Annotated in this window: 14 protein-coding genes, 1 tRNA gene and 1 pseudogene; 5 read left to right on the top strand and 11 right to left on the bottom strand. The window is 65.9% G+C overall.

The window, feature by feature from the left end:
• Positions 1–67: 67 nt before the first annotated feature.
• The 6 genes and pseudogenes from H3H55_RS37640 to H3H55_RS01060 form a co-directional block, all read right to left on the bottom strand.
• Positions 68–588 (bottom strand): annotated as a pseudogene (locus H3H55_RS37640) (TIGR03747 family integrating conjugative element membrane protein); the annotation flags it as partial.
• A gap of 178 nt (positions 589–766) precedes the next feature.
• Positions 767–842, bottom strand: a tRNA-Ala gene (locus tag H3H55_RS01080).
• Positions 843–908: 66 nt separating this feature from the next.
• Positions 909–1,271 carry a c-type cytochrome gene (locus H3H55_RS01075; protein ID WP_193097456.1) on the bottom strand — a complete coding sequence of 121 codons (363 nt, stop codon included), beginning with the start codon at positions 1,269–1,271 and terminating at the stop codon, positions 909–911.
• Positions 1,268–2,068 carry a BON domain-containing protein gene (locus tag H3H55_RS01070; RefSeq protein WP_129513472.1) on the bottom strand — a complete coding sequence of 267 codons (801 nt, stop codon included), beginning with the start codon at positions 2,066–2,068 and terminating at the stop codon, positions 1,268–1,270. Before H3H55_RS01070 ends, H3H55_RS01075 begins: the two co-directional genes overlap by 4 nt.
• A 17-nt stretch (positions 2,069–2,085) precedes the next feature.
• Positions 2,086–2,670 carry an SIS domain-containing protein gene (locus tag H3H55_RS01065; protein ID WP_048248145.1) on the bottom strand — a complete coding sequence of 195 codons (585 nt, stop codon included), beginning with the start codon at positions 2,668–2,670 and terminating at the stop codon, positions 2,086–2,088.
• Between the two features lie 126 nt (positions 2,671–2,796).
• Complete coding sequence (locus H3H55_RS01060) at positions 2,797–3,225, bottom strand: YraN family protein (protein WP_193099429.1); 429 nt, start codon at positions 3,223–3,225, stop codon at positions 2,797–2,799.
• Positions 3,226–3,271: 46 nt separating this feature from the next.
• Between H3H55_RS01060 and rsmI the strand changes: the two genes are divergently transcribed.
• The gene (rsmI, locus tag H3H55_RS01055; RefSeq protein WP_193097455.1) at positions 3,272–4,150 is read left to right on the top strand and encodes a 16S rRNA (cytidine(1402)-2'-O)-methyltransferase; all 879 of its coding nucleotides are present in this window, start codon (positions 3,272–3,274) and stop codon (positions 4,148–4,150) included.
• A gap of 78 nt (positions 4,151–4,228) precedes the next feature.
• Here the strand turns inward: rsmI and H3H55_RS01050 are convergent, their stop codons facing one another.
• Positions 4,229–4,840, bottom strand: a complete 612-nt coding sequence (locus H3H55_RS01050; protein WP_193097454.1) for a septal ring lytic transglycosylase RlpA family protein — start codon at positions 4,838–4,840, stop codon at positions 4,229–4,231.
• A gap of 656 nt (positions 4,841–5,496) precedes the next feature.
• Here H3H55_RS01050 and H3H55_RS01045 point away from each other — a divergent pair.
• The 3 genes from H3H55_RS01045 to H3H55_RS01035 all read left to right on the top strand — a co-directional run bounded on the left by H3H55_RS01045 (position 5,497) and on the right by H3H55_RS01035 (position 7,347).
• Positions 5,497–6,141, top strand: a complete 645-nt coding sequence (locus H3H55_RS01045; protein WP_048248141.1) for an MBL fold metallo-hydrolase — start codon at positions 5,497–5,499, stop codon at positions 6,139–6,141.
• Complete coding sequence (locus tag H3H55_RS01040; RefSeq protein WP_193097453.1) at positions 6,138–6,797, top strand: exonuclease; 660 nt, start codon at positions 6,138–6,140, stop codon at positions 6,795–6,797. The genes H3H55_RS01045 and H3H55_RS01040 overlap by 4 nt, the downstream gene beginning before the upstream one ends.
• Positions 6,798–6,876: 79 nt before the next feature.
• On the top strand, positions 6,877–7,347 hold the full coding sequence (locus H3H55_RS01035) for an Lrp/AsnC family transcriptional regulator (protein ID WP_006477376.1): 471 nt from the start codon (positions 6,877–6,879) through the stop codon (positions 7,345–7,347).
• A 51-nt stretch (positions 7,348–7,398) separates the two neighbouring features.
• On the opposite strand, the gene H3H55_RS01030 is transcribed toward H3H55_RS01035, so the two are convergent.
• The 3 genes from H3H55_RS01030 to H3H55_RS01020 all read right to left on the bottom strand — a co-directional run bounded on the left by H3H55_RS01030 (position 7,399) and on the right by H3H55_RS01020 (position 10,106).
• On the bottom strand, positions 7,399–8,556 hold the full coding sequence (locus H3H55_RS01030) for a cation diffusion facilitator family transporter (RefSeq protein ID WP_129513467.1): 1,158 nt from the start codon (positions 8,554–8,556) through the stop codon (positions 7,399–7,401).
• Positions 8,557–8,798: 242 nt separating this feature from the next.
• Complete coding sequence (locus H3H55_RS01025) at positions 8,799–9,092, bottom strand: H-NS family nucleoid-associated regulatory protein (RefSeq protein ID WP_039324408.1); 294 nt, start codon at positions 9,090–9,092, stop codon at positions 8,799–8,801.
• A 354-nt stretch (positions 9,093–9,446) separates the two neighbouring features.
• The gene (locus H3H55_RS01020; RefSeq protein WP_193097452.1) at positions 9,447–10,106 is read right to left on the bottom strand and encodes a HugZ family protein; all 660 of its coding nucleotides are present in this window, start codon (positions 10,104–10,106) and stop codon (positions 9,447–9,449) included.
• 221 nt (positions 10,107–10,327) lie between these two features.
• Between H3H55_RS01020 and H3H55_RS01015 the strand changes: the two genes are divergently transcribed.
• Positions 10,328–11,545, top strand: coding sequence for an MFS transporter (locus H3H55_RS01015; RefSeq protein ID WP_193097451.1), 1,218 nt, complete (start codon positions 10,328–10,330; stop codon positions 11,543–11,545).
• A gap of 85 nt (positions 11,546–11,630) precedes the next feature.
• Here H3H55_RS01015 and H3H55_RS01010 read toward each other — a convergent pair whose 3' ends face one another.
• Entirely contained in the window at positions 11,631–12,773 is a 1,143-nt protein-coding gene (locus H3H55_RS01010) for a branched-chain amino acid ABC transporter substrate-binding protein (RefSeq protein WP_129513464.1), read from the bottom strand.
• Positions 12,774–13,087: the final 314 nt, after the last annotated feature.

Here is a 13,087-nt window from a genome sequence, read left to right as displayed (position 1 = left end):
CACTGGGCGGCGGTTGTCACTGATGCAAGGTCTCAGACCCCGGGCCCAGCGGACCCGCGCGTGATCTCTAAAGATACTTCTTGACGCTTCCGGCGACGATGTCAATGGCCAGCCCGAGCAACGCCGCCGCCGGCAGCAACACCTGCAAGGGGCTGATACTGACTGGCAGCGCTAGATAGGGCACCTAGGGCAGCACGACGAGCGGCATCAGGCTGGCCTTTGCGCGGTGATAGACGAAACCCGATTCGCAGCCGACGCCGAAGCGCCGCACATCGCAGTGCACCAGGCTGTCGACCAGTCCGACGAACGCGGCATCACGAACAAGGGTACCGTCAGGCAGAGCACGCCCAGCCGTACCAGAAAGACCAGGACCGTGTAGGCCGCCGAGATCAGGTCGGCCTACAGATGCACGGCGACAAGGCCCAGGTAGTAGTGAAGGTCTTTCACCCGGCGCAGGCTGTCGTGCTCGGCGCGTGCCGACGATACCTGCATCCACGCCAAGAGTCCGCTTCGGGCGAACCGCCCGTCGTACGCCCGCTGGATCAGCCGATGGATCGTATGCGCCGGTTCCTGCACGAGCAGTCGTCTAATCCGTACGCGGGCACAGCTGAGCCACGGTTAGTCGTTCCAAAACAACAAAGCCGGCACAAGGCCGGCTTTGTTGTTTGCGATGCATAAGGCCACACTCTGGAAACGGAAGCATCTCTTTGCACCCAGTGCAAAATTCTCCTTCCTGCCTCATACGACCGAGCCCTTCGAATTCCGTTGGTGGAGCGGAGGAGGATCGAACTCCCGACCTTCGCATTGCGAACGCGACGCTCTCCCAGCTGAGCTACCGCCCCAACAGTCGACCATCATACACACGCATTTCCGCGCTTGGCAATAGGGGTTACGTCACCCCGAACGCGTCACTTTGACGGCGCGCCAGCCAGCACCCATTCGACCACCGAACGGACGTCGGCGTCGCTCATGCGCGGATGCGCAGGCATCGGAATCGCACCCCAGACGCCGGAGCCGCCTTCCTTCACCTTCTTCGACAACTTCGGCACGGCCTGCGGATCGGACTTGTAGCGGGTAGCGATATCCTTGAACGACGGGCCGACGAGCTTGCGGTCGACCGCGTGGCAGCCCATGCATGCGTTGCTGCGCGCCACCTTCAGGCCGTCGCCGACGTCCGCGTGCGCGGCGCCCAGCGTGCCGGCCACGAGCGCCGTGGCCACGGCGCCCTGCGCCACCCACTGTTTCATCTGCTTCATCTGCGCGATCTTCATTGCGACGGGGCCTTCGGGTTGCCCGGGTGCACGTTCGACGAATTCGAGATCGGCGCGGGCGGCTGCAGCGGCGTGGACTGCACCGACGCGTCGGGCACCGCACCGACCGTCGCGGCATCCGCCGGCGCGGCGGCAGCCTGCGCGCCGGACGCGCCGCTCGCGGGCGACGCGGCCTGCAGCGCCTGCGCGTCCTGCGGCTTGATGTACTGGAACACCTTCACGACCTTCTCGACGCCCGGCACCTGGCTCGTCGCTTCCGCGCCGCGGTTGCCTTCGTCGACCGTCACGAGGCCCATCAGATACAGGTTGCCGCGCTCGCTGACGATCTTGTAGTTGTTCGCCGACAAGCCCTTCGTCGCGATCAGCTCGGACTTCACGCGTCCTTCGAGATACGAGTCGTTCGCGCGCGACGACAGCGACGACGCCGGCTCGACCGACAGTTCGTTGATGATGCCGTTCACGTTGTTGATCGCGCGTACGATTTCCTCGGCGCGCTGCTTCGATGCATCGTTCGGCACTTCGCCCGTCAGCAGCACGCGACGGTTGAATACCGTCACGTTCACGTGCGACTGGTCCGGCAGCCCGCTGTTGATCTGCGACAGCGCCTTGACCTGGATCTCGCGATCTTCCGTCTGCGCGCCGAGCGTACGGCGATCGGTCGCGATCAGCGCACCACCACCGGCCGCTGCGCCCAAGACTCCGAGCACGCAACCCTGCAGCGACACGGCGAGGCCCGCCGTCAGCGCGACGAGCAGCGTGGTTCTGACGAGCGTCTGTTTGACGCGGCTTTGATTCATCGACGGCTCTCCTTCGTTCAATCCTCACCCAGCAGCATCGCGTCGATGCCGTCGCACAGGCAGTGGATAGTCAGCAGATGGACTTCGTGGATGCGTGCCGCGCGAACGGCGGGCACGCTGATCGGAATATCGGTGTCGGACAGCGCCGCCGCGACCGCGTGGCCGTTGCCGCCCGTCAGCGCGACGACGGTCATCTCGCGCTCGTGCGCCTCGTCGATCGCCGCCAGCACGCGTGGCGACGCGCCGCCCGGATCGAGCACCAGCAGGATGTCGCCCGTCTGGCCGAGCACACGCACTTGCTGCGCGAACAGTTGTTCCGCAGCCGCCGTGCCCACGAGGCCGGCCTGCGATGCGTCGGTGGCCAGCGCGATCGCGGGCAGGCCCGGGCGCTCGCGTTCGAAGCCGCCGACGAGCGACACGGCGAGGTAGTGCGCGGCGGCGGCCGACGGGCCGTCACCGCAGGCGACGATCTTGTTGCCGTTCGCCAGCGCGGCGAACATCGCGTCGACCGCGGCTGCGATCGGCAGCGACAGCGCGTCGGCCGCTTCGGCATGAAGCGCGACGCTGTCGCGGAAATGTTGCTGAATACGTTCGACTGACATCGATTCCTGGTGAACTGGGCGCGTGGCTCGCATCACGCGACATCATGGGTGCGGCGAGTTTACCGTACTCCGACACCCTCTCCGGGGGTCCGGCAAGAACTCTTTACATCTGGTCACAGCTCGCGGCTACGCATCGTCGGTACGAAATGCGTCGCGCAGCCACACGAGCCGCCCGGCCTCGAACGCGACGACGTCGAAACGGCACGCGGCCCCGGCACCGTGGCGCGCCCAGAACTGGAGCGCCGCCGCGACTAGCCGACGCCGCTTGCGCCAGCCGACGCTCGCGGCCGCGCCGCCATGCCGGACGCTGCGCCGCGCGCGCACTTCGACAAACACGAGCATGCCGTCGGGCTCGCGCATCACGAGATCGAGCTCGCCGCCGCGCATCGTCACGTTCGCCGCGACGAACCCGAGGCCGTGGCGTTCGAGAAACTGCCGCGCGCGCAGCTCGAACGCCGCGCCGACCGGTTTGGATCCCGTCGCGCCGGAAAAGTTGTCACCCTCACGCGGCAAACCGCGCCCGTCGCCCGGCCGAGCCGGCGCCGCGTGGCACAATGCCGTCCTTGTTCCGCTTGCGCCGCGATTGCGCGCATTGCCCGCCATGACTGCCCTCCTCGAACTCGCGCATACGCAGCACTACCCGAGCGCCGCGCTCTATGTGGTCGCCACACCGATCGGCAATACCGCCGACATCACGCTGCGCGCGCTGCACGTGCTCGGCCTCGTCGACCGCATCGCGGCCGAAGACACCCGCAACACGGGCCAGCTGCTCGCCCGCTACGGGATCTCGAAACCGCTCGTCGCCGTGCACGAGCACAACGAACGCGAAGCCGCGCAGCGCGTGGTCGACCTGCTGCGCGCCGGCGAACGCGTGGCCTACGTATCGGACGCCGGCACGCCCGGCATTTCGGACCCGGGCGCGCGGCTCGTCGACGCGGTGCGCGATGCCGGCTTCGCGGTGATCCCGCTGCCGGGCGCAAGCGCGGCCGTGACCGCGCTGAGCGTAGCCGGCGACTGGGCCGGCGCGTTCACGTTCGCAGGCTTCCTGCCGCCGAAGACCAAGCAGCGCGCGACCGCGCTGCAGGCGCTGGTGTCGCACCCGTATGCGCTGGTGTTCTACGAAGCGCCGCACCGGATCGCCGAAACCGTCGCCGCACTCGCCGACGCGTTCGGCCCCGCGCGCCGGCTGCTGATCGCGCGCGAACTCACCAAGCTACACGAGCAGCTGTTCCAGGGCACCCTGGCCGAAGGACAGACCTGGCTCGCCGGCGATGCGAACCGGCAGCGCGGCGAGTTCGTGCTGGTCGTCGAAGGCGCGCCGGCAACGAGCGGCGAAGCCGACGACACCGCCCACGACGCGCTGCTCAGGCTGCTGCTGGAAGAAGTGCCGGTGAAGAGCGCGGCCAAGCTCGCGGCCGCGCTGACGGGCGCATCGCGCAACACGCTGTATGCGCGTGCGCTCGCGCTGAAGGAAGGCTGACGCGCGACAGCGCCGCGCAGAAACGACAAAGGGCTGCCGGAAGGCAGCCCTTTGTGCAAAAGCGGACGAACCGCCGCGTTACTTCGCCGACAGCGACGCGACCATTTCGTCGCGTGCCTCGCGCGCTTCCTGCGGCGACAGCCCTTCGATCTTCACGCGGCCCGTGCCGGCATGCACGAGGCCGATCACCTTGGCGGCCGCATACGACAGGTCGAGCACACGGCCGCGCTTGAACGGCCCGCGATCGTTGACCTTCACGACGACCCACTTGCCGGTCGACGCGTTCGTCACCTTGATGTACGACGACAGCGGCAGCGTGCGGTGCGCGGCGGTGAGCGCGTTCATGTTGAAACGCTCGCCGTTCGCGGTGCGGCGGCCGTGGAAATCCCGCCCGTACCAGGAGGCGCGACCCGTCTGGCGGAAGTCGGACACATCCTTGCCATCGATCGGCTCGGCGTCCGCCAGCGACGGTTTCTTCGCGTCCTTGCTGTCGGCAGCCGGCATCGATGCCAGCGCGGAATCGAAATTCAGTTGCTGCTTGTCGTTGTCCGCCTTCGCGGCAGCGGCCGTCTTGTCGACCGCGTTCTTCTGGTTCGCGCTTCCGGTGGTCTGGCTGGGTGGCACCGCACAGCCCGTCAACGCAAAAAATAATGCAATGGTCCCGAATCGGCTCGGAATTCGTACGTTCATCGACGTGTCGCCTTCTGGTTCGGGCCGGTGCTTGACGACGCTGCTTCACAACGCAGACACGCGGCCCGGACGGCAAATGCGTGCACGCCCCGCTCGCAATGCGAGCAGGCGGCTAGCATGGGCGCGGCTCATCTCTATGCCGCAACCGTCCTGATTAGCTTTCACGTCTGGCGCAACCTGTCCCCAACAGCCTGACCAGACCCCACATGCCGCCATCGAACATGACTTCACGTTCGCGCGCGTCGAAACGACCAACGCACAGGAACGGCGGCACAGGCCTCATCCGGCGGCGCGGCAGCAGGGCCGCAGGCGGGCGCGCAGCACCCGGCCGGACAAGACGTGAGCACCGAATATTCGGTGCTGGATACACCGCCGGACTCCCCGGCGGCTGATGCTTGACGGTGTTTCCGGCACCCCAATTAACGGGGCCGAAACACCAGCGAATTGCGTGAAATTCACGCGCAATGGAGCGCATTATACATAAACCAAAAGGCTGTCTCGAAAAGCACCCCCTCCACACCATTGATTCTCTCTATGGTTGTAACAATCGGGATGCTCCGGGAATCCCCTCGGCCGCGTGTCGCGCCGTGCGCCGCGCGGGCGGCAGGCAGCGCGCGCGACCGGTACAATCGCTCCTTTTAGCCGCCGGTGTCTCCATGAAAGTCACGCTCATTCCGGTCACGCCGTTCCAGCAGAACTGTTCGCTGCTCGTCTGCGAGAAGACCGGCCGCGCCGCCGTCGTCGATCCGGGCGGCGATCTCGACCGGATCGAACAGGAAGTCGCGCGGCAGAACGTGCAGGTCGAGAAGGTGCTGCTCACGCACGGGCACATCGATCACTGCGCGGGCGCGAAGACGCTCGCGACGCATTACGGCGTGCCGATCGAGGGGCCGCAGGAAGAAGAGCGCTTCTGGATCGAGAAGCTGCCGATGCAGAGCGAGCGCTTCGGCTTTCCGGCCGCCGAAACCTTCGAGCCGGACCACTGGCTGAACGATGGCGACACCGTGCAGTTCGGCGACGAGACGCTCGAGGTCTATCACTGCCCGGGCCACACGCCCGGCCATGTCGTGTTCTTCAGCCGCGCGCATCGCGTCGCGATCGTCGGCGACGTGCTGTTCGCCGGCTCGATCGGCCGTACCGATTTCCCGCGCGGCAATCACGCGGATCTCGTCCGTTCGATCAAGGAGAAGCTGTGGCCGCTCGGCGACGACGTCACGTTCGTGCCGGGCCACGGCCCCGTCTCGACATTCGGCGACGAGCGCCGCACGAACCCGTTCGTGTCCGACAAGGTATTCGGATGAACCAGACCGCCATCCCGGAAATCTACGTCAGCACCGACGTCGAAGCCGACGGCCCGATTCCCGGCCCGCACTCGATGCTGAGCTTCGCATCGGCCGCCTACACCGAGGACAAGCAGCTGATCGCGACGTTCTCGGCGAACCTCGAGACGCTGCCCGGCGCGCAGGCGCATCCGGTGCAGGAAGCGTGGTGGAAGACCGAGCCCGATGCCTGGGCCGCCTGCCGGCGCGACCTGCAGGCGCCCGAGGCGGCGCTGGTCGCGTACGTCGACTGGGTCGAGGCGCTGCCCGGCAAGCCGGTGTTCGTGGCGATGCCGGCCGGCTTCGACTTCACGTTCATGTTCTGGTACATGATGCGCTTCGCGGGACGTTGCCCGTTCTCGTGGTCGGCGCTCGACATCAAGACGCTCGCGTTCGCGATCACGGGCCTGCCGTACCGCAAGGCGATCAAGCCGCGTTTTCCGAAGCACTGGTTCGACGACCATCCGCACACGCACGTGGCGCTCGACGACGCGATCGAGCAAGGCGCGCTGTTCTGCAACATGCTCGCCGACCTGCGCCGGCAGCAGGCCGCGCTCGCGGGCCTCGCCGTGTCGGACACCGATCGGTCGGAAGACGCGGGGGCGGGACAAATCCCCACGGATCCGCGGGCAAATTAGCGAATCTCGCTCAACAGCGCCGCATCAGATTGCCTTTCCTTTCCCGGCCCTCTAACATTCAGCATGTTGTAGCTGCCGCATGGAGGCGCAGGTGACGCTCGATTCCTTTTCGCAAAAAATCCTTCGCCTGTTGCAGCTCGACGCGCGCCGTTCCGTACAGGAAATCTCCGACCAGGTCGGTCTGTCGAGCACGCCATGCTGGCGGCGCATCAAGGACATGGAACAGTCGGGCGTGATCCAGCGCTACACGGCGCTGCTCGATCGCGAGAAGCTCGGCCTGCACGTCTGCGCGCTTGCGCACGTGCACCTGACCCGCCACAACGAAGGCGGCGTCGAGCAGTTCGAGCGCGAGATCGCGACCTGCCCGGAAGTCACCGAGTGCTACAGCACGACCGGCGAAGCCGATTACATCCTCAAGATCGTCGCGCCGGACATCAAGGCCTACGACGTGTTCCTGCACGAGCGCATCTTCAAGATTCCGGCCGTGTCGCAGGTGCGCACGAGCGTCGTGCTGCGCGAAATCAAGTTCGACACGCAACTGCCGCTGTAACGCGCGGGCGCGGCCGGCTCCCGGTCGCGGTGACCGTTATCGGCGGCCCTGTTACGCCTGCACGGGCATCGCGCGCGTGAAGCCGATCCGGCGCGCGCCGAACTCGCGCTCCAGCGCGGCGACGTCGAGCCGGCTGCCCAGCGCCGCATCGGTGTCGTGCGGATCGCTGGCGAGCGTCACGTCGATCTCGAGCCCCGTACTCAGGTAATGCAGGTTGATCGCCGCCGCGCGCAGCCCGCGCTGCGCGAGCGCGGCCTCGAGCCGTGCCGCGATCTCGCCGCGCGGCGGCAGCGCGAGCGCCGGACGGCGCGCCGCGTCGTTCTCCGGGTCGACATGGATCAGCGCGTCGAGCACGCGCTGGTCGGACAGCACGCGCGCACGCGCGGTCTCGGCGATGTAATGCCCTTCGGAGACGGAGATCTTCGGATCGACGAGGATGTGCGCGTCGACGAGCGCGGCATCGCCCATCTTGCGCGTGCGCAGGTCGTGCACGTCGCGCACGCCGGGGGTCGCCGCGAGCAGCGCGCGGATCTCGGCCGTATCGGCCGTATCGAGCGCGCGGTCGGACAGGTCCTGCAACGCGTCATAACCGAACGTCCAGCCCATGCGCGCGACCATGAAGCCGACGATCGCGGCCGCGATCGGGTCGAGCAGCCGCACGCCGGCCAGGCTGCCGACGATGCCGATCGCGACGACGAGCGACGACGCGGCATCCGAACGCGCGTGCCAGGCGTTCGCGACGAGCATCGCCGAACGCACGCGCCGCGCCTCGCGCAGCATGTAGCGAAACAGCGCTTCTTTCGACACGAGCACCGTCAGCGCAACGATCAGCGCGGAAAAATGCACGGCCGGAATGTTTTCGAGATTAACGAGCCGGTCGCCGGCCCGCCAGAGCATGCCGATCCCGACCGCAATCAGGATCGCGCCGAGAAACAGCGACGCAACCGTCTCGTAGCGGCTGTGTCCGTAATTGTGGTCGGCATCGGGCGATGCACCACTATGCCGATTCGCAACCAGCACGACAAAATCCGAGATCAAATCGGATATCGAATGCACACCGTCGGCAATCAATGCCTGCGAATGCGCAATCGTGCCGACGACGATCTGAAATGTCGCAAGCACGACATTCAGAACAATACTGACGAGTGTGCTCTTGCGCGCAACCGCGTGCTTATCTGCGCTCTGAGCGTCGCCGGAAAACGTGGACATGAAATATGAGATATCGGTGTGCGATGCGCAATTCTATCAAAGGCGCGTCGCGAGCCCGTCCAATACCCACAAATTCCTCATTTAAATCAACTGCTTATGCGAACGTGTCGCATTTCCATTCACATGCAATTCTTACATTTTTATGACAATGCACAGGCGCCTGCCGACACCCGGAAACAAAAAAGCCGCGCTCCTGAACGGACACGCGGCTCTTTTGAAGAACAGACGACTTAAACAAACGTTTAAATCGCAAACTGTTCGCGGTTCTTGCCTGCAATCCAGCGCGGCGGCTTGCCGCGGCCCGACCACGTCGCGCCCGTTTCCGGATCGCGATATTTCGCGGCCACGCCTGCGCGCGGACGGCCGACCTTACCTGCCTTCGCGCGGCTGAGACCGAGATCGGCGAGCGAAAAGCCATAGTCGGCAATTTTCTGCTTCACGTCATTCAGCACTTCAGCGTATTCACGCGACTTCGCTTCTTCGATTTGCTTCTCCAGCTTCTCCCGCTGGGCCAGCAGGTCCTTGTAAGAAGACATAGTTTCCCTTTCTATCTGACCAATGGCGCCGGTCTGCAGCCAGCTCACCATTCATGAAATATATGTGCCTCGGATTTTCGAAGGCAGAGATTAGCACAAAAAAGATTTGATAGAAGCGGTATTCATGAAAATCCCGAGGCCAATTGAATTTCGCACATGTCATTTTGACCGGCCGCGGCCATTTCTCAAATTTTTACGTCTCTCCACAGAGATTAGGACATTAGCGATTGTCTATTCGGCCTATCAACATACGCAATTACCCTGCATTCGAAAAATCAAAGCTTTCATAGGACGACAGCTTTGCAAAAATCGGACGGCACGTTTTGCTAAACGGACAAATCGGCACCCGCGACGTCACGCCACATCCCGAGCGCACGCGATCAGCCGGTCGCGCAGCGCGCCGGTATCGGCCGACGGCGCGTCGAATGGCGTGCGCACGCGGCGGCCGTCGCATCGCCAGTCGGCGCCATGGCGATCGACGCCAAGCAATGCGAGCCCGTCGCGGCGCGCATCGCCGGCATCGTATGCGTCCCACAGCGCCTGCTCCTCGTCGAAAGCGAGCGGCGGCAACGCGTCGAGAAGGGTGCCGTCGACCCAGCCCATGAGCCCGAAGCCGCCGATATAGCGCAGCCGCTCGATGTCGAGCGCCCAGAACGTGAAATCGCCGAGCGCAAGATAGCGCGCGGCGTCCGGCTCGTAGCGCCGGTAGCGCGCGCTCACATGCGGATCGTCGCCGAGCGGCACGAACCGGCCGAGCAGCGTCGCGCGCTCGGCATTCAGCACGTCGCCGCCAGGTGCGTCGACGACGAGGAAGCCCGCGCGCGGATCGGCGGCGAGATTGCGCGTGTGCTCGGCAAGGCCGCTCACGAGGATCACGGGCCGATGGCTTGCATCGGGTGCAAACGGGACGACGGTCGGATACGGGAAGCCCTGCGGATCGCGCGCATGGGTGGCGAGCGTGCCGAGCGCGCAGCGGTGCAGCAGGTGCAGGGCGAAGGCGGGATCGATGTTCAAGAGGACTCCTGCGGTCGAAGGGCGGCGGGCCGGGCGCGCCGCGTGTGCTTCGATGTTACCCGCGGGCGCTGCGCGTCGCGCATCGGTCGAACGGCCGATGCGGCCCGCCCCCGGCCATCGGCCGAACGGACATCGCCCGGCAGGATCGTAAGCGGTTCGATAGAATCGGACGAATCCGACCGACGCCGCGTGCGTCCGCGCATTTTTTGACGAGCCTCCCCGTGTCCGAATCCACTTCCCCCGAATCGTCGTCCCCGTTCGCCGCGCCGCCCGACGCGCATCGCGTGCTGTCGCTCCCGGCCCGCCAGCGCGCGCGCACCGCGTCGATGGCGCTGTTCTTCGTCGCCGGCATGATGTACGCGTCATGGGGCGTGCACGTGCCGACCGTGCGCGACAAGTTCGCGCTGAGCCCCGGGCTGCTGTCGATCGCGCTGTTCGCGGTCGCCGGCGGCTCGATCGCCGCGATGCTGACCATCGCGCGCTGGATCACGCGCGTCGGCTCGCGCACCGCGTGCCTCGCGGGCGGGCTCGTGATGTCCGCGTGCGCGGCGCTGATCCTCGTCGTGCCCGACTACTGGATGCTGCTCGCCGTGCTCGCGCTGTTCGGCTTCTCGATGGCGACGCTCGACGTCGCGATGAACGCCGAGGCCAGCGCGGTCGAGATCGCGCTCGGCAAGCCGATCATGTCGTCGCTGCACGGCATGTTCAGCATCGGCGGGATGTCGGGCGCGGCGGCCGGCGGCGCACTGCTGTCGGCCGGCATGGCGCCGGCCGTGCATCTCGCGCTCGCGGCGGCGGCGAGCGCGACGGTGCTCGTGGTCGCGAGCCCGGCCGTGCTGCCGCATGTGCCGCATCACGAACACGCGCACGGCGGCGGCAACCGCTGGCGCTCGCCCGCGTTGTGGATGCTCGGCGGCATCGCGCTCGTCGCGCTGATCGCCGAAGGCGCGATGTACGACTGGGCGACGGTCTACATGCGCGACGTCGTCGCGGCGAGCCCCGCGCTCGCGAGCGCCGCGTACGCGGCATTCTCGGGCGGGATGGCCATCGCGCGCTTCGCGGGCGACGCCGTGCGCGCCCGCTTCGGCGCGCCGCAGCTCGTGTTCGCGAGCGCGTCGCTCGCGTGCGCGGGGATGATCGGCGCGCTACTGCTGCCGAATCCGGCCGCGGTGCTGACCGGCTTTACGCTGATGGGCCTCGGCCTCGCGAACATGATGCCCGTGCTGTTCGCGGCCGCCGCGCGCGTGAAGGGCATCCACGCGGCCGAAGGGCTCGCGCATGTGGCGGGGCTCGCGTATTTCGGACTGCTGTTCGGTCCGGTCGTGATCGGCGCGGTCGCGCAGGCCGCGAACCTGACCATCGGCCTGTCGGTCGTCGCGCTGTGCGCGGCGCTCGTCGCGGCCGTCGCGCCGAAGGTGCTCGCGCACCTGAAGATCTGACGGCACGGCGCACGCCGGCCAAAAAGAAAGCGCGCATGCGTTGCCGCATGCGCGCTTTCACCCCTTCTGTTGACCGCTTTTTGCGTTACATCTTCACTTCGTCGAGCAGCGACTTCTTGCCGCTCTTGTAGTTGTACAGCGAGATCACGCCGTGCTGCAGGTCACCCTTCGAATCGAAGGTCGTCTTGCCGATCACGCCCGTGTAGTTCGTCGCCGGCATTGCTGCGAGGATCTTCGCCGGATCCGTCGAGTTCGAGCGCTTCATCGCATCGACGATGATGTACACCGCGTCATACGTGAACGGCGCGTAGATCTGGATCGGCTGGCCGAAACGCTTCTCGTACTTCGCCTTGAACGCGCCGCCGCCCGGCATCTTCTCGAGCGAGGCACCGGCTTCCGAGCACACGATGTTGTCGGTCGCGTCGCCGGCCAGGTCGGCCAGCTTTTCCGTGCACACGCCGTCGCCCGCGAAGATCTTCGCGCGCAGGCCAAGCTGCTTCGCCTGCTTCGCGAACGGGCCGCCCGTGGCGTCCATGCCGCCGTACATGATCGCGTCCGGGTTTTCGCCCTTGATCTTCGTCAGAATCGCGCGGAAGTCGACTGCCTTGTCGTTGGTCGCGTCGTGCGACATCACGTTCAGGCCAAGCGCCTTGGCCTTCTTCTCGAACTCGTTCGCGAGACCCTGGCCGTAGGCGGTCGAATCGTCGACCACCGCCACGCTCTTGATGCCCTTCGAGTGCGCGTAGTTCGCGAGTGCCGGGCCCTGCTGCGCATCGGTCGCCACCACGCGGTACGTGGTCTTGAAGCCCTGCTGCGTGTAGGCCGGGTTGGTCGCCGACGGCGAGATCTGCACGATGCCCGCATCGCTGTAGATCTTCGAGGCCGGGATCGACGTGCCCGAGTTCAGGTGGCCGACCACCGCGACGACCTTGTCGTCGACGAGCTTCTGCGCAACCTGCGTGGCCTGCCGCGGGTCGGCCGCGTCATCCTGCGCGTCGAGTTGCAGCGTAATCTTCTGGCCGCCGATCGTGAGACCCTTGGCGTTGATCTCCTCGACTGCGAGACGCGCACCGTTTTCGTTGTCCTTGCCCAGGTGTGCAATGCCGCCCGTCAAGGGCGCGACGTGGCCGATCTTGACGACTTGATCGGCGGCCGCGTTGCTTGCAGCTGCAACGCACAGCATCGCCGCAGCGGTGATCGGCAACAGCTTCTGCATTTTGATATTCATGTAAGTCTCCAGTTTCGGTCCCAATAAACGCCATCGCCCGGTGCCCCGCTGCCATCCTTGTGTTTGCAATCACTGGACGATTCGCCGGTTGCATCGTTCATGCACTTGGCCTCAAGCACGTGAAAACAGCCGCTTTTAGCAGCCACCCGCTCGTACTTGCGCGCAAGTGTAGGTGATCAAATTAATTTGTGGGACTTTTTTGGGGTAGTGGTAACACTACTGATATGCACACACTGGAATGACTACTCGAATATCGTCGCAAGCCCCGCCTGATAAGGGTTTCCGCTAATTCCCGGGATCCGGCTGAAAGGTGG

Source organism: Burkholderia sp. Z1 (assembly GCF_014893795.1).
Lineage (GTDB): Bacteria > Pseudomonadota > Gammaproteobacteria > Burkholderiales > Burkholderiaceae > Burkholderia > Burkholderia theae.
This window is presented reverse-complemented; position numbering and strand designations above follow the sequence as displayed.

Bases quoted from the DNA above. Each gene is read 5' to 3' on its own strand.
- H3H55_RS01075 (WP_193097456.1), bottom strand. From the start codon at position 1,271: ATGAAGATCGCGCAGATGAAGCAGATGAAACAGTGGGTGGCGCAGGGC.
- H3H55_RS01070 (WP_129513472.1), bottom strand. From the start codon at position 2,068: ATGAATCAAAGCCGCGTCAAACAGACGCTCGTCAGAACCACGCTGCTC.
- H3H55_RS01065 (WP_048248145.1), bottom strand. From the start codon at position 2,670: ATGTCAGTCGAACGTATTCAGCAACATTTCCGCGACAGCGTCGCGCTT.
- rsmI (WP_193097455.1), top strand. From the start codon at position 3,272: ATGACTGCCCTCCTCGAACTCGCGCATACGCAGCACTACCCGAGCGCC.
- H3H55_RS01050 (WP_193097454.1), bottom strand. From the start codon at position 4,840: ATGAACGTACGAATTCCGAGCCGATTCGGGACCATTGCATTATTTTTT.
- H3H55_RS01045 (WP_048248141.1), top strand. From the start codon at position 5,497: ATGAAAGTCACGCTCATTCCGGTCACGCCGTTCCAGCAGAACTGTTCG.
- H3H55_RS01040 (WP_193097453.1), top strand. From the start codon at position 6,138: ATGAACCAGACCGCCATCCCGGAAATCTACGTCAGCACCGACGTCGAA.
- H3H55_RS01035 (WP_006477376.1), top strand. From the start codon at position 6,877: ATGGAGGCGCAGGTGACGCTCGATTCCTTTTCGCAAAAAATCCTTCGC.
- H3H55_RS01030 (WP_129513467.1), bottom strand. From the start codon at position 8,556: ATGTCCACGTTTTCCGGCGACGCTCAGAGCGCAGATAAGCACGCGGTT.
- H3H55_RS01025 (WP_039324408.1), bottom strand. From the start codon at position 9,092: ATGTCTTCTTACAAGGACCTGCTGGCCCAGCGGGAGAAGCTGGAGAAG.
- H3H55_RS01010 (WP_129513464.1), bottom strand. From the start codon at position 12,773: ATGAATATCAAAATGCAGAAGCTGTTGCCGATCACCGCTGCGGCGATG.